29 protein-coding genes and 1 pseudogene are annotated in these 24,129 nt (G+C 53.1%); 13 read left to right on the top strand and 17 right to left on the bottom strand.

Translation table 11 applies throughout. The features are described 5' to 3' along the window. Positions 1 to 272 (top strand): IS5/IS1182 family transposase (locus tag H627_RS0112030; protein ID WP_027829156.1); only part of this gene is annotated, 272 nt, incomplete at its 5' end. On the opposite strand, the gene H627_RS0112035 is transcribed toward H627_RS0112030, so the two are convergent. The 10 genes from H627_RS0112035 to H627_RS18185 all read right to left on the bottom strand — a co-directional run bounded on the left by H627_RS0112035 (position 265) and on the right by H627_RS18185 (position 6,662). After that, positions 265 to 621 (bottom strand): hypothetical protein, encoded by a 357-nt coding sequence (locus H627_RS0112035; RefSeq protein ID WP_027829157.1) that lies wholly within the window; start codon positions 619 to 621, stop codon positions 265 to 267. The genes H627_RS0112030 and H627_RS0112035 overlap by 8 nt on opposite strands. A 248-nt stretch (positions 622 to 869) precedes the next feature. After that, positions 870 to 1,019, bottom strand: a complete 150-nt coding sequence (locus H627_RS20150; protein WP_155827921.1) for a hypothetical protein — start codon at positions 1,017 to 1,019, stop codon at positions 870 to 872. A gap of 85 nt (positions 1,020 to 1,104) precedes the next feature. Next, a complete protein-coding gene (locus tag H627_RS0112045; protein ID WP_027829158.1) occupies positions 1,105 to 1,671 on the bottom strand; it encodes an SLAP domain-containing protein in 567 nt (188 codons plus the stop codon). 30 nt (positions 1,672 to 1,701) lie between these two features. Further along, positions 1,702 to 1,989 carry an SLAP domain-containing protein gene (locus H627_RS0112050; RefSeq protein WP_027829159.1) on the bottom strand — a complete coding sequence of 96 codons (288 nt, stop codon included), beginning with the start codon at positions 1,987 to 1,989 and terminating at the stop codon, positions 1,702 to 1,704. Between the two features lie 21 nt (positions 1,990 to 2,010). After that, positions 2,011 to 2,283, bottom strand: a complete 273-nt coding sequence (locus tag H627_RS0112055) for a hypothetical protein (protein ID WP_027829160.1) — start codon at positions 2,281 to 2,283, stop codon at positions 2,011 to 2,013. 210 nt (positions 2,284 to 2,493) lie between these two features. Then, positions 2,494 to 3,096, bottom strand: coding sequence for a hypothetical protein (locus H627_RS0112060; RefSeq protein WP_027829161.1), 603 nt, complete (start codon positions 3,094 to 3,096; stop codon positions 2,494 to 2,496). Positions 3,097 to 3,228: 132 nt separating this feature from the next. Further along, the gene (locus H627_RS0112065) at positions 3,229 to 3,825 is read right to left on the bottom strand and encodes a hypothetical protein (RefSeq protein WP_027829162.1); all 597 of its coding nucleotides are present in this window, start codon (positions 3,823 to 3,825) and stop codon (positions 3,229 to 3,231) included. A gap of 206 nt (positions 3,826 to 4,031) precedes the next feature. Then, positions 4,032 to 5,135 carry a GH25 family lysozyme gene (locus tag H627_RS19385; protein ID WP_051225403.1) on the bottom strand — a complete coding sequence of 368 codons (1,104 nt, stop codon included), beginning with the start codon at positions 5,133 to 5,135 and terminating at the stop codon, positions 4,032 to 4,034. 1 nt (position 5,136) lies between these two features. After that, on the bottom strand, positions 5,137 to 6,024 hold the full coding sequence (locus H627_RS20715; RefSeq protein ID WP_258457772.1) for a hypothetical protein: 888 nt from the start codon (positions 6,022 to 6,024) through the stop codon (positions 5,137 to 5,139). After that, positions 5,919 to 6,662, bottom strand: a complete 744-nt coding sequence (locus H627_RS18185; RefSeq protein ID WP_035440903.1) for a glycerophosphodiester phosphodiesterase — start codon at positions 6,660 to 6,662, stop codon at positions 5,919 to 5,921. Before H627_RS18185 ends, H627_RS20715 begins: the two co-directional genes overlap by 106 nt. 326 nt (positions 6,663 to 6,988) lie before the next feature. Between H627_RS18185 and H627_RS20825 the strand changes: the two genes are divergently transcribed. The 3 genes from H627_RS20825 to H627_RS19400 all read left to right on the top strand — a co-directional run bounded on the left by H627_RS20825 (position 6,989) and on the right by H627_RS19400 (position 10,410). Next, complete coding sequence (locus tag H627_RS20825; RefSeq protein WP_051225405.1) at positions 6,989 to 8,041, top strand: glucosaminidase domain-containing protein; 1,053 nt, start codon at positions 6,989 to 6,991, stop codon at positions 8,039 to 8,041. Between the two features lie 256 nt (positions 8,042 to 8,297). After that, positions 8,298 to 8,819 (top strand): sigma-70 family RNA polymerase sigma factor, encoded by a 522-nt coding sequence (locus tag H627_RS0112090; RefSeq protein ID WP_027829163.1) that lies wholly within the window; start codon positions 8,298 to 8,300, stop codon positions 8,817 to 8,819. Positions 8,820 to 8,925: 106 nt separating this feature from the next. Next, complete coding sequence (locus H627_RS19400) at positions 8,926 to 10,410, top strand: peptidoglycan recognition protein family protein (protein ID WP_051225406.1); 1,485 nt, start codon at positions 8,926 to 8,928, stop codon at positions 10,408 to 10,410. 63 nt (positions 10,411 to 10,473) lie between these two features. On the opposite strand, the gene H627_RS0112100 is transcribed toward H627_RS19400, so the two are convergent. The 4 genes and pseudogenes from H627_RS0112100 to H627_RS0112115 form a co-directional block, all read right to left on the bottom strand. Beyond that, complete coding sequence (locus H627_RS0112100) at positions 10,474 to 10,755, bottom strand: hypothetical protein (RefSeq protein WP_027829164.1); 282 nt, start codon at positions 10,753 to 10,755, stop codon at positions 10,474 to 10,476. A 194-nt stretch (positions 10,756 to 10,949) separates the two neighbouring features. Continuing rightward, positions 10,950 to 11,303, bottom strand: a pseudogene (locus H627_RS21005) (C40 family peptidase); the annotation flags it as partial. A 724-nt stretch (positions 11,304 to 12,027) separates the two neighbouring features. Beyond that, positions 12,028 to 12,813 (bottom strand): LPXTG cell wall anchor domain-containing protein, encoded by a 786-nt coding sequence (locus tag H627_RS0112110; protein WP_027829166.1) that lies wholly within the window; start codon positions 12,811 to 12,813, stop codon positions 12,028 to 12,030. Between the two features lie 12 nt (positions 12,814 to 12,825). Beyond that, the gene (locus tag H627_RS0112115; protein WP_027829167.1) at positions 12,826 to 13,434 is read right to left on the bottom strand and encodes a hypothetical protein; all 609 of its coding nucleotides are present in this window, start codon (positions 13,432 to 13,434) and stop codon (positions 12,826 to 12,828) included. Positions 13,435 to 13,639: 205 nt separating this feature from the next. Between H627_RS0112115 and H627_RS0112120 the strand changes: the two genes are divergently transcribed. From H627_RS0112120 to H627_RS0112130, 3 genes are all read left to right on the top strand, one after another. After that, the gene (locus tag H627_RS0112120; protein ID WP_027829168.1) at positions 13,640 to 13,996 is read left to right on the top strand and encodes a PadR family transcriptional regulator; all 357 of its coding nucleotides are present in this window, start codon (positions 13,640 to 13,642) and stop codon (positions 13,994 to 13,996) included. Continuing rightward, positions 13,989 to 15,440 (top strand): DUF4097 family beta strand repeat-containing protein, encoded by a 1,452-nt coding sequence (locus H627_RS0112125; RefSeq protein ID WP_027829169.1) that lies wholly within the window; start codon positions 13,989 to 13,991, stop codon positions 15,438 to 15,440. Before H627_RS0112120 ends, H627_RS0112125 begins: the two co-directional genes overlap by 8 nt. Positions 15,441 to 15,521: 81 nt before the next feature. Further along, a complete protein-coding gene (locus H627_RS0112130; RefSeq protein ID WP_027829170.1) occupies positions 15,522 to 16,982 on the top strand; it encodes a hypothetical protein in 1,461 nt (486 codons plus the stop codon). A 46-nt stretch (positions 16,983 to 17,028) separates the two neighbouring features. Here H627_RS0112130 and H627_RS0112135 read toward each other — a convergent pair whose 3' ends face one another. Further along, positions 17,029 to 18,582, bottom strand: a complete 1,554-nt coding sequence (locus H627_RS0112135; RefSeq protein WP_155827923.1) for a putative glycosyltransferase family protein — start codon at positions 18,580 to 18,582, stop codon at positions 17,029 to 17,031. A 198-nt stretch (positions 18,583 to 18,780) separates the two neighbouring features. Here H627_RS0112135 and H627_RS0112140 point away from each other — a divergent pair, with 198 nt between their 5' ends. Continuing rightward, positions 18,781 to 19,443 carry a Fic family protein gene (locus H627_RS0112140; protein WP_027829172.1) on the top strand — a complete coding sequence of 221 codons (663 nt, stop codon included), beginning with the start codon at positions 18,781 to 18,783 and terminating at the stop codon, positions 19,441 to 19,443. Positions 19,444 to 19,473: 30 nt separating this feature from the next. Here H627_RS0112140 and H627_RS0112145 read toward each other — a convergent pair whose 3' ends face one another. Both H627_RS0112145 and H627_RS0112150 read right to left on the bottom strand, forming a co-directional pair. Beyond that, positions 19,474 to 19,776, bottom strand: coding sequence for a type II toxin-antitoxin system RelE/ParE family toxin (locus H627_RS0112145; protein WP_027829173.1), 303 nt, complete (start codon positions 19,774 to 19,776; stop codon positions 19,474 to 19,476). After that, positions 19,766 to 20,089, bottom strand: coding sequence for a hypothetical protein (locus tag H627_RS0112150; RefSeq protein WP_027829174.1), 324 nt, complete (start codon positions 20,087 to 20,089; stop codon positions 19,766 to 19,768). The genes H627_RS0112145 and H627_RS0112150 overlap by 11 nt, the downstream gene beginning before the upstream one ends. A gap of 210 nt (positions 20,090 to 20,299) precedes the next feature. Between H627_RS0112150 and H627_RS18200 the strand changes: the two genes are divergently transcribed. The 5 genes from H627_RS18200 to H627_RS0112175 all read left to right on the top strand — a co-directional run bounded on the left by H627_RS18200 (position 20,300) and on the right by H627_RS0112175 (position 24,048). After that, on the top strand, positions 20,300 to 21,388 hold the full coding sequence (locus tag H627_RS18200) for an AI-2E family transporter (RefSeq protein WP_035440905.1): 1,089 nt from the start codon (positions 20,300 to 20,302) through the stop codon (positions 21,386 to 21,388). Next, complete coding sequence (locus H627_RS0112160) at positions 21,354 to 21,797, top strand: GNAT family N-acetyltransferase (protein WP_035440907.1); 444 nt, start codon at positions 21,354 to 21,356, stop codon at positions 21,795 to 21,797. Before H627_RS18200 ends, H627_RS0112160 begins: the two co-directional genes overlap by 35 nt. Positions 21,798 to 21,809: 12 nt before the next feature. Continuing rightward, the gene (locus H627_RS19405; RefSeq protein ID WP_051225407.1) at positions 21,810 to 22,892 is read left to right on the top strand and encodes a serine hydrolase domain-containing protein; all 1,083 of its coding nucleotides are present in this window, start codon (positions 21,810 to 21,812) and stop codon (positions 22,890 to 22,892) included. An 80-nt stretch (positions 22,893 to 22,972) separates the two neighbouring features. Continuing rightward, the gene (locus H627_RS0112170; RefSeq protein WP_027829176.1) at positions 22,973 to 23,662 is read left to right on the top strand and encodes a 2,3-diphosphoglycerate-dependent phosphoglycerate mutase; all 690 of its coding nucleotides are present in this window, start codon (positions 22,973 to 22,975) and stop codon (positions 23,660 to 23,662) included. 191 nt (positions 23,663 to 23,853) lie between these two features. Beyond that, positions 23,854 to 24,048 (top strand): hypothetical protein, encoded by a 195-nt coding sequence (locus H627_RS0112175; protein ID WP_027827606.1) that lies wholly within the window; start codon positions 23,854 to 23,856, stop codon positions 24,046 to 24,048. Positions 24,049 to 24,129 lie beyond the last annotated feature (81 nt).

Raw genomic sequence — 24,129 nt, forward strand, 5'->3', positions numbered from 1 at the left:
AGAGCGTCAATGTCCTGGCGGACAAAGCGTACGGGACGCAGGCGCTACGAGACTTCATCACGTCTCAGGAGGGATACTACACAATCCCACCCAAAAGCAATGCAGTGAACCCCTGGCCGTGCGACTTCTATCTTTACAAGGAGCGACATCTAATCGAAGGCTTCTTCAACCAGATGAAGGAGTTCAGGCGTATAGCCACACGCTATGATAAGCTCGCGCATGTCTTTCTGGGCGCGGTTTACGTTGCAGCAATATGGGTATGGCTTAAGTAATTTTCAGACACACCCTAGCCAACTTTTTGATTAATTGGACAGCATCAATAAAAAGAGCAACATACCCGCTTAGATTGATCAACGCGGTGGAAGGTTGGCTATTGAGCAAGTTCATCGCCCGGTTGAGGAGATCTGGTCCGTTAGCTAAAATGAGATCGACAAGAAAAGAGCCATTATCGGATGCTTGAATGTCAAGCGAGAGATCCGGTTCTGTAGGGTTCTGAATATGTTGAATTTCCTGGAAGGCTTCCGATAGCGCGAGTAGAGAAGGGGCAAGGTCACGAACAGGAATACGATGGGCGTCTAATGCCTTGCCATAATAACGGACGGTAAAATTATACGTGGCCATGAATCTTCACTCCTTTCTTGGTGATTATACAACGGAGGCCCGTGGGAAAGCGATATATATTTTTTAAGGCCGTAAGCTTGAATTACCTATTTTGGCCGCCTTAGGGATATTTCGGAGACGTGCGTTTTACTGATCATCCTTCATTTTCTTACCGTTAACACTGATTGACTTAGGAACCAGTCCGGCACGCTTCAGCCCTTCAACGGATGCTCCGATTCGCTCATGAAAGTCATCGTTGTCGATCATCGCTAGGCCACAACCGCATAGATGCCAACCGTTGCAGCAACGAAAGCAAGCTTGAGCCAAATCATCGGCGCGATGATCGCCCCAATAAAAGCCAATATTGACGGCACACCGCTCAACATCAATTGCTTGAAATATCTCCGTTTCTCGTGCATTCCATTTCTCCCCTCATGAGTTAAAAAAGCCTTGGCCGCACTGTGAACAGTGCATCGGCCAAGGATTCCATGACATTCGAATGAATCAGTTGCCCAGGACCTCCATGGCGCCGTACTCTTTACTGATATATTGCTGACCGCCTAAGTCGAAATAAGTCTTGCCGTGGAGGAAGTAGCTGCCGTAAACCCGCCACCTGCTCTGGTCCGGCAGAATCCGGATCGGCTTGAACTGGCGGTTGTACACCGCAGTGCCCCAAGTGGGGTGGTTCAACACGGAGACGGTGTACACGCCGTTAAAGCGTTCCTTGACGGTGTAATAGTTGGCATCGGCCAACTTCACATACTGATTGCCGCCCAACCGGAAGCCGCGGCGATAACCGGTGTCGGTGGTCACGGCATCGGTGGCGACCCAGCGGGAGGCAAAGGCCAGCACTTTCCCCTGAATGGGCTTGGTCATGGCGATGTCAGAATAAACTTGGGCGCCTTTGGTATTGTTTACCACGACTTGAGCGTCAAGAAGCGGCGCCATTTTGAACCCGTCCTTGGTGACAGTGGCAGCTTGGACTGGGGCTGATGCCAGATCATTGGTAATGATCACGGCGCCGCCGGCCAAGAGTGACGCGGCGAGCAGGGTGACGATTGTTTTCTTCATATGTGATTTTCTCCCTCTATGTGCCATGAATTAATAGTGCGGTACGAAGGTGCCGTTACCGGCTTTCACATACTGATGGCCGCCCAAGTCGTAGTAAGTGATCCCACTAAAATTAGTCGTATCGTAGACTTGCCACTTGCTCTTGGCCTTCAAAATGCGTAATGGTTTGAGCTGGTCGTTATAAACCGCAGTTCCCCAGCTGGGATGATTGGGGACATTGACGGTAAAGACGCCACGGTTAGTCGGTGTAACGACGTCAGTGCTATCGATATATTGCTTGCCGCCGAGACGATAGGCGAAGTAATGGGGCGTGGCCACAGAGAAGACTTCGCGAGTTGTTTACCACCGGCTGCCCTTGGGCAAAACCTTACCCGTGATCGGTTTAGTGAGCGCTGGATCAGAATAGACTTGGCTGCCAGACGCCTTGGCGATGGCAACGATTTTATTGAGTGGATATTCCTGATAATAGCCGTTTGTTTCCACTGGTTGTTCGGCGTGGACCGCGACTGGGGCAATTGCGCTTGTGGCGACCAGGGCACCGCCAGCCAACATCACGGCGGCTAATAAAGCAAAGACTTTTTTCTTCAACAAGGTGAATGCGTATTTTTTCATAATCAATCAGCCCTCCTTTGGAATTGAACTCGTCACAAGTATATCAATCTGAGAGCGACGTTAACAGGTGCAGAACATAACAATTTCCAATATCTGTTCAGAGTGGCCGTCAACAGTAAAACAGCACCCGCAACTGTTTTGCCAAGCAGTCTGCGGGTGCTGATTGATTAACTATCATGAGGCAGCACTTGGAAAGGGTAATTGAACCGACTATTTGACAACTTCCAGACTGCTGACCCACTGGCCGCCACCGAGATCATATTTCACACTTTGGTATTTGCTTCGCGGATAGGCGATGTGGAAATATTGCCAAGTGGAGCCAACCTTGAATGGAACGAAACCGTACCATGCGGACTGATCACTGCGCGGATTTCCTTTGTCCATCGTCAAGTTGACGATGCTTCCTTTTGGCGATTCAGGAACCCGAACAACGCCGCGCCGGGAAACGATATGATACGAATTATCTTCACTGTCTAGAAAAGTCAGGCAATAGCCTTCAATCCATTGATTGCCGCCCAGATTATACCAGTAAGTGTCTGTGCCGGTGACGGCGACCTTGTAAAACCGCCATCTAGATTGATCTGGAAGAATTCGGCCAGCATATTTGCGGGTACTGCCCACACCGTTCCATAGGGCAATACCATAACCGGGTTTGTAGACGATCCGCAATGTACCCTTGAGCGGGGTGATGGCCGCATCAGCTTGCAGGGTGGCGGCTTCAACGGAGGTCGGTACCGTCGTATTCATGGGAGCAGCAATTGTCCCGCCGGTCAGCAGAGCAGCAGTAAGCAGAGCTAAAATTGTTTTCTTCATGAGTTATTCTCCTCCCAGATAATTTCTGGAATCTTGTCGATTTGACGGCATCGGCCATGTGCGGCGCAGGTTTGATAATGCGGCTAAGCACAATGCATCAAACAATGGGCCATCGATCCTCGGGTGATTCACTTATTTGAATGTCCCGTTAAATTGGCCAGAACTCAAATCATGCGTAGAGTAGGAAACAAATTTAACGTATTGCTGACCACCCAGATCATAATATTGATCAACGTACCGGCCGCCCTGACCATATACTTGATAGAGACCAAAAACCGTCCAGCGGCTTTGGGCCGGTAACGAGCGAATCGGCTTCAGGTTTCTATCGTAAAGCACCGTTGCCCACGCGGGATGATTTTGAACGTTGACGATAAAGGTTCCCTTGGTTGGCCAACCAGAAGTTAAAGTCTGCACATCAGCCCACTTCACATACTGTTTGCCACCTAAACCAAAGCCGGCATTTATCGGATTATCTGGATTTCCTTCACCAAAGGATTCAGAAAACCGCCAAGTGGAATTTTTAGCCAATATTTTGCCCTTAATGGGCTGGGTGAAACTGGTATCCAAGTAAACCTGTGCGCCGGCAGCCGCGGTCACGCGGACTGTTCCTTGCGTATGAGTCATTTGGACAGCTGCCATGACGGGAGTGGCAGCAGTTAGAACAGATGGTGCTAAAGCAGTCATACCCAGCGCGGCCGCGGTTAGCAATGTCAAAACTGTTTTCTTCATGGAAATCATCTCTCCTTAAATTGGTATTCCCTACTAGCTGACCAATATCAGCCTATCAGTTTTCCACTTGGCTATCAATGCACAATGCCCATCTGCATAGACCAAAACCGATTGGATGAAAAAACAGCTCCGTCCAAACCGATAATTTAGCGGCGAACGAAGCTGATTGGTTATAGATAACAAGACTCAATATCGTTCAGAGACGATTATTCAAACGCCGGCAATCCATTCGGACTCGTCGTATATTGTCCTTCGATCCACTGATTGCCGCCCAGGTTGTACCAGAACCCGCCATCGACATATTTTTCACCGAAGACCGCCCAACTCGTCGCATTCATCAGGGTTCGCCCCGCATACTGCCGGCTGGTTCCGTAACCGTTCCACAACGCGATTCCGTAATTCGGTACATACTTAATCGTGACGACTTTGGAATTGGACGCGCCGTTGCTATTGACGGCCGGTACCCCGATGGTCCCGGTATCAATATTCGTGTACTGGCCCTCGATCCACTGATTGCCGCCGAGATTGTACCAATACTCGCCAGCCGCATAAGTTTGGGCGAGCACCTTCCATTTCGTCCCGGTCAGCAAGGTCCGCCCAGCGTACGTTCGATTCGCGCCATAGCCGTTCCACAGAGCGATCCCGTAATTCGGGATGTAATTGATCGTCGCAATTCCTGACATGCTGGCTGGCGGCGTGGTGTTGGCCAGCGGGTCCGGATTCACCGGCGGCGTGGTCGTTGAACCGCCATCCGCATTATTGCTCGCTGGCGGGGATGTGATGGTGCTGCCGGTGGTAAAGATGCCAGAAAAATCATAGCTCATATCGACATGCTGGCCATTGAAGTTGTTGGTATATTGCCACGCGGCGGCATTATCTACACCTGGCTGATCGACACCGTAATTGGCGACCCAAATCGGATAATTGCGGGGCAGTTTGTTTTTCCAGAACCAGGAGGCCATGGAATAGGTAGCTTGATTAGAATAACCGAGGCTTGCCAGTTCTTTTTGGAACGTCACGGTGTCGTCATAGGGATTGGTCATGGCGCTATTTTCCACGTCATCTACCATCAGTGTATCCTTGCTCAAGCCCAGCTGGGCGGCTTGACTAGCAAAGAAGTCGGCTTCGCCCCGGGCTTCATCGGCACCGTTATACCAGGCATAGTGATATACGCTGACTTTCAACCCCGCCGCCTGGGCAGCCGCGATTTGGTTGGCCGCTTCGTCGTTTGCATAGCCGCCGTTGCCTTCGGTTAGTTTCACGACGACCCCGGCAACTTGATTAGTGGCCAGATTTTTGAAGAATACCACATCATCCGGTTGATGACTGGAGATATCCGCGAATATCCCATAAGTCGTGGCTTGAGCAACGGAATTGAAACCGAATAAAGCAATAAACAATGCGAGAAACGCTGCCAGTGTCCAGCGCTTCGATTTCTTCATAGACATATAAATTCCTCCTCAGATGCCACCACTCTGGTGAATCAGTTTTGGACAGCCAACCATTAATTACCAACAAGTATAGCGTATCACTAGGCAGAGCAAAATGAAGACGTCTTTTTATTTTTGAGCAAGCAAAAATCAGCACCGGCAGTAATTTGCCAGTGCTGATTGATTCAAACTCTTTAGTGTTGACTGATCCACTGACCAGTGCCGACTTGATACCAAACATCCTTACCATCATACAAATAGCCAAACGTCCGCCAACGGCTGTCTTCGCTGGCCGCCGATCCAGACTGGTTCGGCCTGCAGACGGCGTATTAAAGATCGTCGCCGCTCCATGCAGAATTTTCACGATGGCATTTTGATGGACGACTTGATTGCGCCGCGTCGGGTCCAGCAGGGCACCGCCCTTGGCTTGGACCCATTGATTGCCGCCTAATTCATACCAAGTAATACCGCGGTCGGTGATGCGATTATAAGCTGTCCAGGTGCTGCCCGCATTCAATGTCCACACATTGGCGGCGTGGGCGCCAGCGCCAGCGTAGAGCATGGTGCTGTCAGAAACCCGGAACTTAGTCCCCTTGGGCAGTGGTTCCTTACCGCGCAGCTGCCGGTATTTGAACGTCCAGTTGGTGATCACGCCATCGGTTCCTAGAGAAATAACGTCCTGGGCGGCATCGCCGGTCTCGGATGTATTGAACCACGGGTACACCTGCTTGCCGGCGGCATGAATTGCATTAACCCCGGCACCATCCAACGTATCCCAGTAAGTTCCAAAGCTGGTGATGTACGGATGCTGGCGATCCACTCCGGCGTGACGATATGCTTCGTATTCGTCAGCAGCATCGTCTTCGCGCTGGGATCAAGTTCACGAATCAATTGTAGCGACGGGGCCACGAAGGATTCGTAGTAGACCCGGTGCTGCATGCCGTATTTGGCCACCATCTGCAGCAGCTCTCGCTCCTGGGTGAGCTGTCCGTTGACCCGACGTGTTTCAATGACGAATTTGGCCCGCTGGTCGTTGCGGTAATGCTGGAACAGTTCTTCCAATGAATGAATCTTTTCGCCGCTATTCCCCAGCGGCAGCTGGCTCAATGTGGACCAGGGCGTCTGGCTGATGATGTGATTGACCCCAGACAGCCGGTTGGTGGTTGGGTCATGACTGATCACCAAGACCCCATCGGAAGACTGTTCCAAATCGATTTCCAACCAATCCGCGCCGTCCGTTAAGGCGTTGTCGTAGGAGCGGAAAGTGTGTTCCACAGTCCCGTAGCGATTGCTAAAATATTCTCCCCGATGGCCGATGACGGTGAACCCGCCAGCGAAGATCAGGGTCAGGGCGGCAATCACGGTGGATGCCGTCAGCAATAAGTAATGTGTATTGAGTTTTCTCATGATAATCCCCCCAGATTGAACATGCGTACCGCCTGTCCCTCACAAGCGGCGATGGTACGTACCATCTCTACATTCTATCGTAACGAAAAGGGTTGCAAATTTAAACCGATAACCCCTAGTGGGGGGCTAACGGTTTTGTAAGTTGATTGGGCGATGGTCTTCGCAGTCACGCCCATTTAGTCCACCGCTTGAAAGCGACAATCAGTTAACAATGTCGTGACAAACCTGCTTTTCAGTTGAGCGCTTCCCGGTGAACTGATAAAGTTATCTTGTACCGTGTATTTGTTCACGAATACGGAAGTTTACTTGAGGAGGAAACTAGCCCAATGAAGTTAAAGAAACTATTGGTCGCGGGCGCGTTAGCTGCTGTTGTGGGCACCACCGCCAGCGCTGTGCCGCAGGTCAAGGTCAATGCCGCAGTGGATACATCCGCGGCTGCCGGCCAGCCCGTGACGGCCGCGGCGACTTTAGCCACTGCGCAGCAGCGCCAATTCGTTTTGTCGATTGCCAACCAAGCGATGGCCACGGCCCAGCCCAATGGCCTGTACACGTCCGTGATGATGGCGCAGGCCATTCTTGAATCCGGTTACGGCTCGTCGCAGCTGTCACTGCCGCCGTATTACAATTTGTTCGGCATCAAGGGTGATTACAATGGGGCGTCGGTGACGTTCCCGACTTTGGAGTGGGATAAGAACGCGGGCAAGTACGTCACGGTGCAAGCTGCCTTTCGCCAGTACCCGAATTTCACGGCGTCCTTCCAAGACAATGCAGATAAGCTGCGCAATGGCGTTTCTTGGGATCCCGTACGTTATCAGGGCACCTGGATCGAAAATACGACCAGTTACCAAGATGCGACAGCCGCCCTCACCGGTACTTACGCCACGGCACCAGACTACGGTACCAAGCTGAATCGGGTAATCACCAACTGGAACTTGACGCAATATGATACCCAATACACTGCGATCAATGCCGCCATTTATGCTGGGCCTAATGGGGCCACTGTGTATGATGACTTTACCAGTAACGGCACCAGCACTGGGCGAGTCCTGCCAGCGGGCTCGGCCTGGAAGGCCATGCGCTCTGTTAATTTGAACGGCGTGCTCTGGTACAATCTGGGCGGTAATCAATGGGTCCAAGGCAATGATGTGACATTGACTCAGCCGGGATCGGTCACGAGCCTCCGCGGTGTAGGCCAAATCAACTATGTGCCGGGCTATGGTATCGCTATCTGGACTAATAACGGCCACGTCATTCCTGGCCGCTATCTGCAGCATGGCACCCGCTGGCAATTGTATCAACGGAAGATTTACAACGGCCGGGTGTGGTATAACCTTGGCGGCGACCAGTGGATCGACAGTCAGTACATTATTTTGCGCTAATCATCATTGTCATCGTAGAAATCCGTGTCGAGTTTACCGACACGGTATTTTTTTGCCCTTTTTCGAAAAAAATAGTTTCCTGCTAAAAATTGGACTAGACCAGTAATTGAAGTAGACCAAACTTCAAGTACACATGAGCAAAACTTGATAAAATAGGATTTTATGCCGAGAATACGATGCTGGTCCAATGATGAACACTTGCTATGCTAATGAAGCTCAAGCGCTTGGGCAATCCATTATCCGAGGAGGAAATGTATTGTCCACAACATCAGAAACCATCACCGACGCTGGTTTTCTTGCCGCCCTGGCGGCCATGCCGCTGATCAATGGGGCTATTAAACACACGACGTACCGCATCGGCATCGCCGAGCGGGAGGATTTGGTCCAGGACGCGATCCTGACGTATGCGGCGTTCTATGATACGCACACCGAATTATGGGGTGCCGACCCCGATGCCTTTCGGGCTCAGGTCTATCAGAAAATCCGCTGGCTGCTCTTGGATAAACTGCGCCGGGAGAAGTGGCTGACGGAACGGATCGAGCACGACGAAGCGGCTTTGGCCAACTTGCCTTTAGCCGGCGATACCGAACTGGCTGCTATTACTCAGGCCTTGCGGTCTTTGGCTGGTACGGACCGGGAACGGGCCGTGGTCGAGTACCACTGGCTGCGGGGTATCCCGCTAGCTCAGGTCGCCGCCGCCACCGGCGTGCCCGTTCGTTCATTACGCGCGGTGCGGACCACTTTACGAACTCGCTTGCGCCGCTTGGAAGCGATTTGACAGTTTGTTTACAGGTGCGCAATATCCATTGTGAGCCATCGGTGGACATGTTAAGCTTTTATTGCGGTGCTTTTGCAGCGCATTCATTTTGAGGAGGAGAATCCCCATGCACGTTCGCAAGACATTGGTCAGTTTGGCCTGTGCCGCTGCCCTAAGCGCGGCTGCTTTGCCGCTCATGACCCATACCACACCAGTAGTCGGGCTGCACCACGTTCATGCAGCCGTGAGCAATAGAGACATTAATGCCCAAAGTTTCGCCAATCCTCAAATTACGACCTATCCCACCACGTTTACCAAATACTTTGGTTACCGTAACGGGGTGGGCCGGCCGGAGGGGATCGTCATCCACGAAACGGCGAACAGCACCTCAACGATCGACAATGAAGTTGCCTATATGCAGCGGGCTTGGCCGACAACGTATGCCTATGTGCATGCCTTCGTGGACCATTCCCGGATCATCAATGTTCATCCCACTGATTACGGCGTCTGGGGCGCTGGACCGGCGGCCAATGCCCGGTTTATCCAGCTGGAGCTGGTGCGGGAGCACTCGGACGAAGACTTCGCGGCGTCAATCAATAATTATGCTTATTACGTTGCTTATCTATTGAAGCAATACGGGATGGGTGTTGATCTGGCCGACAATGATGGGGCGGGCACCATTTGGTCCCACAACGCTGTCAGCGATTGGCTGGGCGGGACAGATCATACGGATCCCATCGGTTATTTCAAGCAGTGGGGTTACGATATGAACCAGTTCGCCGCCTTAGTCCAGCAGAAATATGATGCCCTCAGCGATGATGGCGGCGGGAACAACAACGGTAATGGCGCTAACCCGGGCCAGCCGATTTTTGACACTGTGGCTAATCAGCAGTCGGTGGACTTGCTTGGTGTCATCAATGGTACCGCCACCAACGGCAAGTACTATCTGACCGACGCCGGGTTCACCCAAGCAGGGACGAGCGCCAGCGAGAACGGCAACGCGTACCGGATCACTCAGCAGGCGACGACCACTAATGGGACGTCAATGTATCTAATGGCCAACGCCAGCGGTACGGGGCAGTTCTGGGTCATTTCGTCCATTGTGTCGACGGAACCGCGGCCGGCTGCAGCCCCAGCAATCACGCGGAATCAGAATGTGACCGGGACGCTGCGCTTGACCAGCAGTGCGATTCTGCACAATCAGCCGGGCGACGGGACTTTCTTAAAAGGTCTCACCGCGGGCACCAGCTGGTCGGTTTACAAGCAAGCCACCCTGAGCGACGAATCGACTTGGTTTACCTTGGGCGGCAATCAATGGGTTGCCGGCAACAAGGGCACATTCAACCAGGCCAGCACCCCGCCGCCGGCCACCGGGGGCGGCAGTTCAGTCGGGGAGGGTGAAGTCACCGACTTCCGGGCTGTGGCCCAGATCAATTACGTGCCAAATTACGGCGTGGTTATGTGGACCGGTGCCGGGCGCGTGATTCCGGGCCGGGTATTAAAGCACGGCACCCGCTGGGCGGTGTTTAAGGCTAAGAAGATCAACGGTCAGACGTATTACAACCTGGGCGGCGATCAGTGGCTGCAAGGGAAATATGTGATCATCCAATAGCAGGCCAGGATAGACAAAAGGCGTCTCGCAAAAAATGCGAGGCGCCTTTTCGCAGACCGTTGGTTAACCGGCATCATCAATGCCAGCCACTTTAGTGCCTTCCAATGGTTCCGGTTCGATATTGACCACATGCCACCCCGGACCATATTTCTTTTCTTCCCAGGGGGTCGCGACTACTAAATCCGCGTAAGGACCCTTGGGCGCGCCATCGGTAATGATGCCGGCAATTTCGTGGCCGATGTATTGTTTCTTAGTGCCATCGAGAAGAATGAAGTAGACCCGGGTGACATTATCCATCAGGTCGCCGTCAGTGCCTTTATTGGTCATGACTTGCACGATATACATAGTTGACTCCCCCAGTGAAAAATTTCTTCTCATTCAGTGTACCAAAAATACATTGTGGGCAACAGTACAAATATAACGGTTTTGGTCGGTCAACTGCCCCAAACGAGCTTCTAACCGTCGGCCGGCGCTCTCTACAGAAAAAGCCGCGCACCGAAGCACGCGACTGAAAGGAAGTATTGGTATTCGGCCGATAATTAAAGTACGCGAACGCCGAAGGAAGGTTGGAAGTAGCTGGAAATCGAAGCAACTTGGACATCTTGACCCGGTTGTGGCGCGTGGATGTACTTACCGTTGCCGATGTACAGCCCAACATGGTAAGTGGCACCGCGAGAACCCCAGAAGATCAGATCGCCGGCCTGTAAGTTACCGATGGAAACTTGTTGCCCAGCGCTTTCCTGAGGAACAGTCCAGCCGCCGATGTTCGTGCCGGCTGCGTTCTTGAACAGGTAGTACATCAAGCCAGAGCAGTCAAAGCTGGAAGGACCCTTAGAACCCCAAACATAAGGTTTGCCTAATTGCTTGTAAGCTAAGTCAATGACGGATTGAACATCTTGGGAAGTCTGCTTGCCTTCAACTAATACGTCGTTAGCCTTCACCCAAGCATCGGTGCCTAACAGGTACCAAGTAACACCGTTGCTGTCAGTGGTCACACTGCAGATCGTCCAACGGGAACCATAGGCACCATATTGCGTCTTTTGACCGTTGACAGAATCCGGAGTCTTATAGAAGCCAGCCGCGGAGTGTACAGAGTTGCTGACGCAGACGATATCGCCTTTAACAGCGTTGACAGTGGCGGCTTGCACAATGGCATTGTCCGAATTGCCTTGGGCGGTGTAATGAGCAGTGGTAGTAATGGCGGTTCCGAGAAGTGCTGCGGCGATGACTGAAGTGACAACTGACTTTTTCATAGTAGTAGTTTTCCCCTTACGTTTTCTTGTATTCGTCCGACTGGACGTGGATGATTCCTCGTGAACGCATCGTTTAAGATTTGCTTAACAACAGTGTCGATACTACAGGTTTTTTATTGCAGGAGCGTTACAGAATCAACATCGGACCATTACAGTTAACGTTACTTGTATGAAATATGTCTAGACCGCCGTTGTAAACGTTATCGTAGCGGGGTTTAACGGTGTTTTGACGGATCAAAAATAATATTGGCTGGAAGCAGGAATTTAGTAAAAGTCGTTTGCCTAACGGTTGCCTGAGAAAAAATCGGCAAAAAAAAGGGCCCAGCACGTTCGCTGAGCACCAGATGGTGGTGTATATCACAAATTAATCAATACGGCGGCGGGGATTCCTGGCGACAATGAAGACCAGGCCAAGAAGCAGGAAACCGGTGAGGCTGATCCAGTGATCCTGATTGGCGGCTTCGCCGGTTTGGGGCAGAGTATTTTGACCGGCCGCGGCCGCGCCGTTGTAATTGTCATATTGGATCGAGGTGATCCGTTCATTGAGGACGACGACTTTCCGGTCGTCCTTGGTGGTTTTCACTGCTGGCGCCGCCTTAGCGGATACATCCTGGTCGTCCGTTTGCACCGTAAGTACGGCCCCGCCTTTGTCTTTTTCTTTGCTGGGCTTCTTATCATCGCTAATCGATGTCGGGGGAGTGGGCACGACCGGTGTTGTATCGGAACCGGCCGCGGTTGACCCGGATGTATCATGGCCATCACCAGTGGTCACGGTCAGTGTGGGATCGCTGGGATCCTTGTCTTGGCCATCGCCAGCGGTATCGTGTTTATCGCCGTCAACACCCTGTTCCGGCTTGTTGGCCGTCAAGAGACTTTGCCACGCCGTAAAGATTTGGCTGTAATCAGGGACAGTTTGACCGACAATGAACTGGGCTTTTGCATTAGCAGCGGTCAAGGCCGCACCAATCGTTTGGCCGCTGCCCTGGGCCGGTTCTTTGAGAAAGGCGGCGAGTTGCGCCGCAGCGCCATCCGGCAGCGTCTGGGGCTGCAAGCCGTCAGTGACTTGCAAGGCCATGCGCTGGGTCAATTGCTGCAAGACTTGCTGGACCCGGTTATTGAGATCCGCGGGGCTGCTGGCGGTCGCGACCAAGCTGCTTAAGGGCTAGCTGGTCACGGCAAAGTTAGCGTTGATGATGCCGAGATTGGCCCAGCCTTGCTGGCCGGCCGCGCTTTGCAAAGATTGCAGGGCAGGGGCTAAAACGATAGCGGTGCACTCCTCGTTGGCCTGGACCAGAACTGCCGCGTAGTCCGAATCGCCTTGACTGCTGAAAAGACTGGTCACCGGACTGGCATCATAGGCGAGCACCGCCGCGCTATCCGCCGGCAGCTGATCCGCTGTGACCCGGGTCATGGTCATGGCCAAGCGCCAACCGATCTGCTGGCCGATTTGCTGCCAGGCCTGCGTGAGCGCCGTACTGCTTTGTGCGTTTTTAACCAAACTCAATAAAGTGGTTTGCGTATCCACCGTTAATGTATTGCCAGTTTGCTGAATCACAGGGGTTTGCCAAGTGACGGGCACGACAGCATTTGGTAATAAATCAGTCGCTGCTAACCGCTCGGCAGCGGCTGACCACACCGTCGTCGTTTGTTCCGTTGTTGTCGCGGCTTGCACCGAACGACGCGGTACAGCGCTTACAGTCGCGCCCCCTAGCATGATCGCCGCGATCACGCCCGTTGACCAGAGCGCCACGTGTTTTTTCTTCTCTCCCATGGATCTGCCTCCGTTCCACCATCTACCTCTCTTATTATAGCCCGTTCAGCGGCTCACGGGCTACAGCCCGAGGCTGATTTTCGGCAAGAAAAAGGTTACTTTCGCAGCGTTCGTCTTACAATCAATATTTTTTGAATAGTACTGTGCCACAAAGAGTAATGTGTGGTATGATGTATCTAGACAGAGCAAAGGAGGTCGGAAAAAAATGGCCGAAGCGCACATTTCGAACGACATGATCCGCGGGTACACCAGCACGATCGTGTTGAATATCCTCGCTCAAGGGGATAGTTACGGCTACCAGATCAGCAAAGATGTCACGGCCCTGAGCGATGGGACGTATACGATCAACGAAGCAACCCTGTACACCGTTTTCCGCCGGCTGGTGAAAAACGGCAGCATCACCGGCTACTGGGGGGACGAGACCCAGGGCAGCCGGCGCAAGTATTACAGCATCACGTCTCAGGGCAAAGAAGAATTGACCGCGGCCCAGGAGAATTGGGCCACGGCGAAGCATGTGATGGATGATTTGATTCTTGGAAAGGTGGCAATCAATCATGAGTAATGCAGATCGTGATGTATTAATTATTCAAAAACTGAACAAGTCGTTCAACCAATATCCCCAGACGTCTGACAACAAGGACCTCTTTGCGGAGCTGTTCGGCAACTTGCGGGATTCGGCGGCGGAGAAGATGGCCGGCGGCAAGACGGCAGAGGAGGCCGTGACGGCCGCCTTCCAGGAATTCGGCGACGTGGACGAATTACTGAAGCAAGTTAATGAAGAAAATGGGACGACAAAGAAGCCGGCCCCCGCGCCGAAGCCGCTGCCGAATGCGGCGGGTCCGGTGCCGCCGGTAGCACCAATTGCTCCGGTACCGCCCATGCCTGTACCGCCGATGCCGGTCCACAAGCCGGACCAGCGGCTGACGGAAGTGCAGCGGTTAACGGTGCCGGGGGCGGATACCGGAGCGGTGACCATTAATTATCCGGATGACTTGGAGCTGCAGCCCACCGGCGCGGCGGATTTCACCCTAATCGAATACATGACCACCGATGAACCGGATCGCTATGCCCGGATGACCCGTGTCGGTGATGAAGTGGGCGTTCAAGCCGGTCGGCGCTCCCACTTCGGGTTCACCCTGCGGATCAACGAATTGAGCTGGGGCTTCCACGCCCGGGCCGTGTTGCGCGTCCCGACCAGCTTCACCGGAGACCTGACGATCAACGGCGACGACGGCAACATGGCACTGCATGAACTGGGGACGCTGGGGTCCGTGGCGGTGAAAATTGATGATGGCAACCTGCAAGTTACCCAAATTGCCGGCAGTGATCTGAACATCAACGGCGATGATGGCAATATCGGTTTGACCGATCTGAATTTCCCGAGTACGAATATTCATGTGGACGACGGCAACACGAAGGTGACTAATGTCCAGGCGGGCGATGATTTCAGCTTTGACGGCGGCGACGGCAATCTCCTGCTCGACACGGTCAATGCTGGCAGTTTGTCGATCTCCGGCGATGACGGCAACCAGAGCTGGTCGGTGATCCGGGCTCGCGATGCCGACGTGTCCTTCTCCGACGGCCGGTTGGAAGCCACCGATGTGATCTTGACTAATCTGGACCTCTCCTACGATGACGGCCGGGCGGCTTTCCACCAGACGACCGTGCAGAACCCAATTACAGCGTCATATGAAGACGGCAGCCTGACGCTGGAGCAGTTCACCGGTGCGGGCGACTTTACCTTAGAAGACGGCCGCTTTGCCGGGAGTTTCACCCAGGTCACCGGCGATATCACCGTGACCGGCGAAGACGGCAACGTCCGGGTGGATCTGCCCACCGCAGCTCAGTACAATTTCAATCTGCACCGGGAAGACGGCCATGCCAATGTGCCGGCGGAAGCGATCTTCACCAAGCAGGGCAAACACCGCTGGGTCGGCCAAGTCGGCGCTGCGCCGGAATTTACCGTCAAGGGATCTGTTGAGGACGGCAGTATCAGCATTCGCTAATGATTTTCGTTGTTTCTAAACATTATTTCTGCTTGCAGTAAGATAGAATAGTAGTAAGTAGAAAAAATGGAGGAAATCATATTGCGGCGAAAATGGGGATGGATTTTGGCGCTGTTGGGGATGGTACTGGTGTTGGCCAGTGCGTGCAGCCAGCCGGCGAGTATGGTGGGCCCGGTCTTGAAGCGGGCGGATACAACGTGGTATTTGTACCGCGGCCAGGGCAAGAGCAATGTCTTGCTGTTGCAGTTCAACAAAGCGGACGCGGTCGTCAAGGCCGTGGATGCAGTGGGCGAGACCGCGGGGGAGAACAAGCTGAACAGTGACTTTGCCAACCCCAAGTATACGGCCGATACCACCAAGAACACGGTGCACATCGCCGCCGCCCAGGCCATCAACCTGACCTTTCAAAGCGGCTACACCGGCACGGCCAACGGCTATGCCGTCTCCGGCTACACGGTACAGTATCAGGGCAAGCCGTACCGGTTTGTTCGCTTGAAGAACACGAAGCAGAAGAAGACCACTGCCAATACCGGCAGCAGCCAGAACGGCGGCCAAAGCGCCAATGGCGATACGTCCAGTCTGGCCAATCGCCTGATGGGCGCGCTGGTGGACGTCAATACGGGGGCTCAGCCGGTGGCAGATAAAGCCTTTGTCGGCACCTTTACTTACCGCATGTTCGTTGGTAAAAACGTCGGTGCCGGCCAGATCAGGGTGAATGCCAACGGCACGTACCAAAATGCCGTGACGGTGCTGAATACGACCAAGCCCGAGGATGCGGACAAGGCGGCGGTCATTTCTTACAGTCTGGCCACCGGTCAGCTGCAATCGTTATATGGTAAGGAATACTTGAACCCGAAGAATCTGCTCACGGTGGACTACACCGTCCACGGGCAGAATCAGGCACGGCGGCTGGCCCAGCGGGTGACGCTGTGGACCAACGGCAAGTCCGGGGATAATATCAATCTGGCCCGCGCGCGGATCGAGAACACCAACGCCCAGCTGATCTATTATTCCAAGGACTACACGCCGTGGCCCAAGGAAGGCTTGGGGCCGGTGCAGACTGGGATGGCAATGAGCAAGGCGGACGCCGCCGCACCGAGCATTCCGACCATTTACACCAACACCCTGGGCGCGTACCGGAGTATTCAGAAGGCGCCGGTACAAAGCAACGCGGACTTCATGCAGCTGATCGGCGCCATCAGCGACGCTCATCGGCAAAACGTCGGCCAAGTGGCGGTGGACTTCACCGACATGTACGGCGCCGGCGTCAAGCCGACGGATTACCAGGCCATCAATAAGGACGGCAGCAAGCAGGCGTTGATGCAATATGTCTTCGTCGTATCCCCGGCGAAAGTGGTCGAGGGCGCCAGCTACATCATCAGTACCCAGAGCGGCGATCTGCTGGTCTTCGGCCTGCTGGGCGGCAAGCTGTACCTGCTGCACCAGCCGGATCACGACTCGGCCACCGTCACTTGGATGATGATGCCGGACGTGGATCTGACGGTACCGCCGCTGCAGATCCGCTTGAATCCGGGAATTTAATCAATAAGAAAATGGGCTTCCCTGGCGGAGGCCCATTTTGATTGCACTAGATGATGTGCCGGCGGATCAGCACCGGCAGGCTGATTAACGTGATCAGCGATACTGCCGCGCTGGCCAGCATCAGCCGGTCGTAATGGTAGGTGAGGCGCACCACACTCTTGCCCGGCGGGATCAGGACGTCGGTGGTGCCAGACTTGTTCAGCACGCCGCGGCTGGCGTGGTGATTCACGGTGACCCGCTGGGCGGCGTAGTGATACACCGGGATGGTGAACACCGCCTGGGTGAGACTGGTGTTGGCGATGCGTATCGTATACGTATTCGGAGTGATCGTATTCCGCGGCCAGGCCCGCCGGTTGTAGAGTTTGAAGATGTTTTTATCAATAATTGACGGATGGTCCCGGTAGTGGGCATTACCGTAATCGTGGTGGTTGTAATAGTGCGTGAGGTACGCCAGCCGCTTATTTGTCAGAACGACCTGCCGATTAGCGGCACGGGCATAGGCGGTGGTGGTCATCGTCAGGTCTGTTCCGACCATTAACCCGGCGACGGCGAGGAGGGCGGCCCAGGGGAGCCACGGCCGGTGCGGTTGGGTGAGCGCCGGGTAGTTTTTAGCCGCCAAGTAGGCCAGCAGGAGAGAAATGTAGCAGTTCAACCGGAAAGCAAACTGGATCTTGATCAGCGGCGTCCAGGCCAGCCAGCCCCAGGGGAACAGGCTGGTGGTCCCCAGGAGGACGCGATCCGTTAAGTTGAGCCGGCGGCTGAAAACCAGCAGAATGATCATGATGACGAGAAAAATCAAACCAATATTATTGGTGAAGGCATCGGTCAGTCCGGTCGCCGTGAGCAATTGACCCAAGGGCGTGCTGTAGACCCGCTGGGCGGATGGGATAATTAGGGCATTGGCCCGGCTCCACTGGGCCATCGGCAGCAGACTGGGCAGGCACAGGAGCACTGATGCCGCCCCAGCTTTCAGCACGGCCAGCAGACGCACTTTTCTATCTGTCATCCGCGGCCAGGTGACCAGCAGAGCGACAAGGATCACCACGGCATTCATCAGCAGCGACAGATTGTGGGTGTAAGCCGTCAGGACCATGGCGATGGTTAGAATGTACCAGCGCCGCGGATCCCGGCGCAGGATCTGGCAGATACCGACCAGCAGAATGGGCAGAAAAGTCATGGCGATCACTTCGCCCAGCGCGCCCCGGGCAATAATATCGCTGATGCGGTAAGGGTTCAGCGCATACAGCAGCGCAAAAACAATCGCCCGTTCCCGCTTTGGCCAGAGGGTGTGGAATGCCCAATAACTGATCAGCATGGTGGCGAACGTGGTCAGCCAGCAGTAAACATGGTACGCCCAGACCAGATTGCGGCTGAGACTGTACAGCCAATAGGCCGGATACAGCGTGAGCCACGGGTAAAAGAGATTCATCGCCGTGCCGTGGTGGGCAAAAGTCGTGAAGTTCACGGGACTTTGCCAGACATTTTCTAACCCGACGATCCGGGTCAGATGGAAGATCGTATCCGTGGGATTATAGTAAATGATGCGGTTGCTGACGATGAACATGAGATGGAACGCCAGCGACACAATGAAGAAAAACACACAAATGATAGCGCCTGTACGGAGTTTGTTGGCCCGCACACTGAACCTTCCCCAGTCGGTCGGAAAATTGGTTGGTAGACCGACTTGCTCATGATAGCACGGCGAGGGATGAACGGGAATGGTGAAAGTGGGAAAGACACGAAGCGGTAATGTTCTCCGGAAGATTTGGTAGACTATAGTTGTCAGGAGGTGAGGAGCATGGCGGCAGATAAGTTCGCGATGAGTCGGGACGGGGAAGACATTTTAGTTGAGAAGAACTTTGCCCAACTGGTTTGTCTGGCTGGCAAAGTTGCAGGGTTGTCCACAACGCTGCTGGACACTCAGGCTATTTTGGCAGATCTGAGCGGCACTCAGGCTAAACCGAGTGAAATTCGTACGATCTTGAATTTGCGCGACGCGTATCACTATGCGATGTCCTTGCAATATATCAGCGAAGTGAGTTTTGCGGCGTTATTGAAGATCAATTTGCTCGTCATCGGGGCCGGCGCGTCTGGGGCGGGTCAAATTCGAGTACAACCGGTTGTCGTGCCGTTAACGGACATGATGTATCAACCGGCAATCCCTGATGAGACACAGGTGAAGCGTGAATTTTCAGATTTGGTGCAAAGCGAGGCAACGACCACGGATAAAGCCATTACCTTGCTGCTTTGGCTTTCCCGCGCACAGCTTTTCTTAGATGGTAATAAACGAACCGCGATGATTGCGGCGAATGCGTTGATGTTTGCGGATCAGCGAGGGCTGTTGGTCGTTCCGGAAAAGGAGTTGGCGGAATACATGCAACGACTTCAACAGTATGACAAAAACGGCGATGCCACCAACCTCAAACGCTGGTTGTATGATAACGCCGTCTTTGGATTTTAATGATTTGGTGCAATCAGCGCTGCAAGTCAGTTATGACTTCGACTTGCGATTGATACTTTTGAGGTCTCGGTAGAAGTTTTCATGCGGGCCAGCTAAAATCACCACAACGATTACATCCTCCGTGATAATGTAGGCAACTCGATAGGACGTGTCTGCGTATTTAAAACCGAGAACCCGGTAACCTGCTAGATCGCCGACCTTTTCTTCACCAATTTCGGGATCGTTGGCAATATCCTCGTAGATCGCGGTGGTGAACAATTTTTTGAGTTCTCGGTTTTTTATTTTCTTCACGTATTTGAGCACTCTGGGCTCGGGCTTAACATTATAGGCCAACTTCTTTTTCAAACTCCTCACGGGTCATAATATGCCCAGTAGTATGGGTACGCATTTCTTTGAATGCTTTAGGAATAGCTGATTTCCGCTTCTTAAACTCATCCAGCAGTGCAGTACCGGCATAGCCTTCGTCGAGCAAATCTTTTAGAATGTCGTTTGTAAAATCGAAGAAGTCGTCTTCTTTATCGACAAACCGATAAAAAATGCCCTTGTCCGTTAACTCGGGTTCCATGGTCTCGCCTTCGGGAATTTGAAACTCCTTTGGTACGGTCAGGGTTAATGAATTACCCTGTTTCCTAGTTTTTGTCAGCATAGAATTCCTCCTTACGTACTTATTTGATAAGTACATTATATCCGATAAAAACTGGTTTGTACAGTGTAATTACTCGATGAAGCATCTGTGGAACCTTACAAAACTGTTACCAGAAACCGACTAAAGCATGATGTTTCCTCAAGCCGCATGCTTTAGTATAAGAGAGTTGAAGCGGTATACTGACAGTAGAAAAGGCAGGGTGCTTGGAGAATGTACGATAAGTTTGTGGAGAATGTGCGGTTGCGGCGGTGGACGGTGTTCTTTATCATTGCGCTGCTGCTGTTCTTGATGCGGAGCCAAATGACGACGATTTTGCTCACGTTCATCTTCTCGTTCCTGGCCGTACGGTCGCTCCAGCATTTACGCCGGCACTTCCCCATTAAGCGGCCTTGGATGGTGGTCGGCCCGCTGTACCTGCTGGTGATCGGTCTGCTGTATCTAGTCTTGACCCATTACGTGCCGATTATTGCCCGGGAAAGCCACCACGTTATCAATGGGCTGATCCGGTTTTACAACAGTCCTGAGTTTGATCAAAACGCGACGTGGAGCTTTCTCTCCCGTTGGATCGATCGCTTAGGCTTGGCCAATCAGCTGCACAACGGCTTGAACGGTGTAGTGGCCACCATTACCAGCATTGGGCACGTTGGCTTTGCCATCGTCATTTCCTTCATCTTAAGCTTCTTCTTTGCAGTGGAGATCGACGATTTGAAGCGGTTCGGCCACAATTTTCTCACCAGCGACTTGGGCTGGTTCTTTCAGGATTTCAATTTTTTCGCCCAAAAATTCGTTAATACGTTCGGCGTTGTGATGGAGGTACAGCTGTTCATCGCGGTGGTGAACACGACGATCACAGCCATTACGCTGTTCATCATGCGCATGCCCAACCTGGCCAGTTTAACCGCTATGGTGTTCTTCTTCTCGCTGGTACCGGTGGCCGGGGTGATCATTTCCCTGATTCCGTTGTCTCTGGTGGCCTTTTCCGTCGGCGGCTGGCAGGATGTCATTTATATTCTGATCATGATTGCCGTGATCCACGTGCTGGAAGCCTATATTCTCAACCCGAAGTTCATGGCCAGCCGGACTCAGCTGCCGGTTTTCTTCACCTTCGTGGTGTTGATTTTTGCCCCGGAGATCATGGGACCGTGGGGGTTGATTGTGGGCATTCCGGTGTTTACTTTCCTATTGGATATTCTCGGGGTGAAGAGCATTCCGCGCCCCCAGCGGGTGAAGAGAGTTAGGAAAATAGTCAAGGAGGCTGTTCACGATGACGATTCAGATCACAGCAGTGACAAAAAGTAACGTCCGCCAAGTCGCGGATCTGCAGCATGATTTATGGCCGGAGCATCCATTACTGGACTTGATCGTTGCGGCCCAGACCGCGGTACGTCAGGCTAAGAGCCATTATTGGCTGGCGATGGATGGGACGCAGGCGGTCGGCTTTTGTGAAGTAACGCTCCGGCACGATTACGTGGAAGGGGCGGATACGTCGCCCACCGGTTATCTGGAAGGGATTTACGTCCTGCCGGATCGCCGCCAGCAGGGCATCGGCACGCAGCTGGTGAATGAAGCGGCCCGCTGGCTGCGCAGTCAGCGCGTCAGCAGCATGGGCAGCGATGTGGCCATGGACAACACGGTGTCCCAGGAATTCCATCAGGCCTTGGGCTTCAAGGAAGTCAACCGCCTAGTCCATTACCTGCGGAAGAACTAGGGGGTCAGCACCATGCGGAAGAAATGGTGGCCGCTTCTGGCCGGCGGGGTCATGCTGCTGCTAGCCGGAATCGGCGTGTGGCGGGCGGCGTTGGATCGGCCGGAAGCGGTCAGTGAAGAAAAGCTGAACGGGCCCGCACTGAATAAGGCGATCGACCGGGTCGTCGCGCCGACGCATTTTAAAGGAGCCATCGCGGCGATTAAGAATGGCCAGGTGGTTACGGTGCGGACTTACGGCTATGCCAATGCCCAGACAAAGCAGCCGATCACCGGGGACACGTTATTTCCGATTGCCTCCATGGAAAAGCCGATGACCACCGCGCTGATCGCGCAGCTGATTCGGGAGGGCAAACTGAACTACACCACCAAACTGAGCCGCTTTTATCCGGCCATCACCGGTGCCGATCAGGTGACGGTGCGCGAGCTGCTCAACCATACGTCTGGATTGGCGATGGATGAGGTGCCGCCAGCCAGCGAATTGACGACAGACAAGGCGGCATTAGCCTATACCGTTCATGAAGTGACTAATACTCAGGATAAGTCGTTCAATTACACGAACGCCAATTTTGTGTTGCTGGCCGGGATTGTGGATCAGCTGACCGGCGAATCGTTCAATCAGGCATTAAAAAAGCGCATTTTGGACCCGCTGCACCTGACCCATACCTACGATTATCGAGTCATTCCCAAGGGATCAGTGGTTGCTGAGGGGTACAAATATGACAACGGCCGAGATTATGTGCCGGAAGAATTGGATCACAAATTGTTATCCAGTTTGCTGGGTACCGGGTCGCTGTATATGTCCATCAAAGACATGGCGGCATTCCAATTGGCGTTGAGCGATGGCCGTTTGCTGACGCGGCCGCAGTTCAAAGAATTGACGGAACAGCCGGACCATGACGGCAATTACAGCGGCGGCTTTTTCAATCTCGATGAAGACACGCGGCTGGTGGTCGGGCAATATGATGACTTCCCAAACAGCTTCAACACGGTCTTTGAAGCATACAACACTAATTCTGCGGGGGTCTTGATGTTTGCCAATCAATTCACGGATGCTGATACTAAAAAGATGGCAGAAGAGATTTTGGGCCACTTATAACGGGCTTCGCCCTATTAATTTATGCCGTTTCCGTGTAAACTAAAGGAGTAAATTCAAAAGGCGAGGAGTTAATTTCAACAATGGCAAAACTTGTATTGATTCGTCACGGTCAATCTGCCTGGAACTTGTCCAACCAGTTCACAGGCTGGGTTGACGTGGACCTTTCTGAAAAAGGGGTTGAAGAAGCCCAACATGCTGGTGAATTACTGAAGCAAAGCGGCATCGAATTCGACCAAGCTTATACTTCTGTATTGACCCGGGCCATCAAGACCCTGCACTATGCATTGGAAGGCTGCGGCCAACTATGGATTCCGGAAATGAAGTCCTGGCGCTTAAACGAACGTCACTATGGCGCTCTGCAGGGCCTGAACAAGAAGGAAACTGCTGACAAGTACGGTGCTGACCAAGTCCACATCTGGCGTCGTTCTTACGACGTGCTGCCTCCTTTATTGAAGGCGACGGACGAAGGCTCAGCAGCCAAGGATCGGCGCTATGCTGATTTGGATCCCCGCATCATTCCTGGCGGCGAGAACCTGAAGGTCACTTTGGAACGGGTTATTCCTTTCTGGGAAGACCATATCGCTCCGGATCTGATTGCTGGCAAGAACGTCATCATCGCTGCCCATGGTAATTCGCTGCGGGCTCTGACCAAGTACATCGAGAACATCTCTGATGCCGACATCATGAACTTGGAAATGGCTACTGGCGAACCGGTCGTTTATGACTTCAACAAGCATTTGGAAGTACAATCTAAGACTAAGCTCGACTAATGAGTTTGTTTTTTGAGGGCGTCCCTGCGGGGGCGTCTTTTTTGTATTGAGCTATTCAGCTAACATAGTAGATTACACGAATTTGAGTTACATATGTTCAAGCTGATGTAAACGGTCGTTGACATAGGTATCGTGACCCGGTGCAGGCCTCCTTGTAAACTTGGTTTATCAAGTAAACAAGGAGGCCTTTCATGGTTCAAATCAAAGATATCGTGCCGATCCAGGTGACCGACCGGTCGCCGAAGCCGCTGGTCAAACCGCAGGTTGCGGCACGAGTGAAGCTCAAGGACGCCGAGGTCGTGTTTTACACCGGTGTTGACCGGGCAATTCTGCACGTGGTGCTCCAGGAGTTGACAGGCAATGTTCCCCAATATCCAAGAGCTTAACATCTATATCATTTGCGGAAAAACGGACCTGCGCAAAGGAATCGACGGTTTGGCCGCTTCCTTGCGGGAGCTGTACGGCGA

The sequence above is a fragment of the Schleiferilactobacillus harbinensis DSM 16991 genome, from assembly GCF_000425885.1.
GTDB lineage: Bacteria > Bacillota > Bacilli > Lactobacillales > Lactobacillaceae > Schleiferilactobacillus > Schleiferilactobacillus harbinensis.

Coding starts and splice junctions, on each gene's coding strand:
- H627_RS0112065 (WP_027829162.1), bottom strand. CDS start 3,825: ATGAAGAAAACAGTTTTGACATTGCTAACCGCGGCCGCGCTGGGTATG.
- H627_RS0112175 (WP_027827606.1), top strand. CDS start 23,854: ATGGTTCAAATCAAAGATATCGTGCCGATCCAGGTGACCGACCGGTCG.
- H627_RS18185 (WP_035440903.1), bottom strand. CDS start 6,662: ATGAGAAAACTCAATACACATTACTTATTGCTGACGGCATCCACCGTG.
- H627_RS0112035 (WP_027829157.1), bottom strand. CDS start 621: ATGGCCACGTATAATTTTACCGTCCGTTATTATGGCAAGGCATTAGAC.
- H627_RS0112055 (WP_027829160.1), bottom strand. CDS start 2,283: ATGAAAAAATACGCATTCACCTTGTTGAAGAAAAAAGTCTTTGCTTTA.
- H627_RS0112160 (WP_035440907.1), top strand. CDS start 21,354: ATGACGATTCAGATCACAGCAGTGACAAAAAGTAACGTCCGCCAAGTC.
- H627_RS19400 (WP_051225406.1), top strand. CDS start 8,926: ATGCACGTTCGCAAGACATTGGTCAGTTTGGCCTGTGCCGCTGCCCTA.
- H627_RS0112120 (WP_027829168.1), top strand. CDS start 13,640: ATGGCCGAAGCGCACATTTCGAACGACATGATCCGCGGGTACACCAGC.
- H627_RS0112100 (WP_027829164.1), bottom strand. CDS start 10,755: ATGTATATCGTGCAAGTCATGACCAATAAAGGCACTGACGGCGACCTG.
- H627_RS0112150 (WP_027829174.1), bottom strand. CDS start 20,089: ATGCTGACAAAAACTAGGAAACAGGGTAATTCATTAACCCTGACCGTA.
- H627_RS0112115 (WP_027829167.1), bottom strand. CDS start 13,434: ATGGGAGAGAAGAAAAAACACGTGGCGCTCTGGTCAACGGGCGTGATC.
- H627_RS18200 (WP_035440905.1), top strand. CDS start 20,300: ATGTACGATAAGTTTGTGGAGAATGTGCGGTTGCGGCGGTGGACGGTG.
- H627_RS19405 (WP_051225407.1), top strand. CDS start 21,810: ATGCGGAAGAAATGGTGGCCGCTTCTGGCCGGCGGGGTCATGCTGCTG.
- H627_RS20150 (WP_155827921.1), bottom strand. CDS start 1,019: ATGCACGAGAAACGGAGATATTTCAAGCAATTGATGTTGAGCGGTGTG.
- H627_RS20825 (WP_051225405.1), top strand. CDS start 6,989: ATGAAGTTAAAGAAACTATTGGTCGCGGGCGCGTTAGCTGCTGTTGTG.
- H627_RS0112140 (WP_027829172.1), top strand. CDS start 18,781: ATGGCGGCAGATAAGTTCGCGATGAGTCGGGACGGGGAAGACATTTTA.
- H627_RS0112045 (WP_027829158.1), bottom strand. CDS start 1,671: ATGAAGAAAACAATCGTCACCCTGCTCGCCGCGTCACTCTTGGCCGGC.
- H627_RS0112125 (WP_027829169.1), top strand. CDS start 13,989: ATGAGTAATGCAGATCGTGATGTATTAATTATTCAAAAACTGAACAAG.
- H627_RS0112060 (WP_027829161.1), bottom strand. CDS start 3,096: ATGAAGAAAACAATTTTAGCTCTGCTTACTGCTGCTCTGCTGACCGGC.
- H627_RS0112170 (WP_027829176.1), top strand. CDS start 22,973: ATGGCAAAACTTGTATTGATTCGTCACGGTCAATCTGCCTGGAACTTG.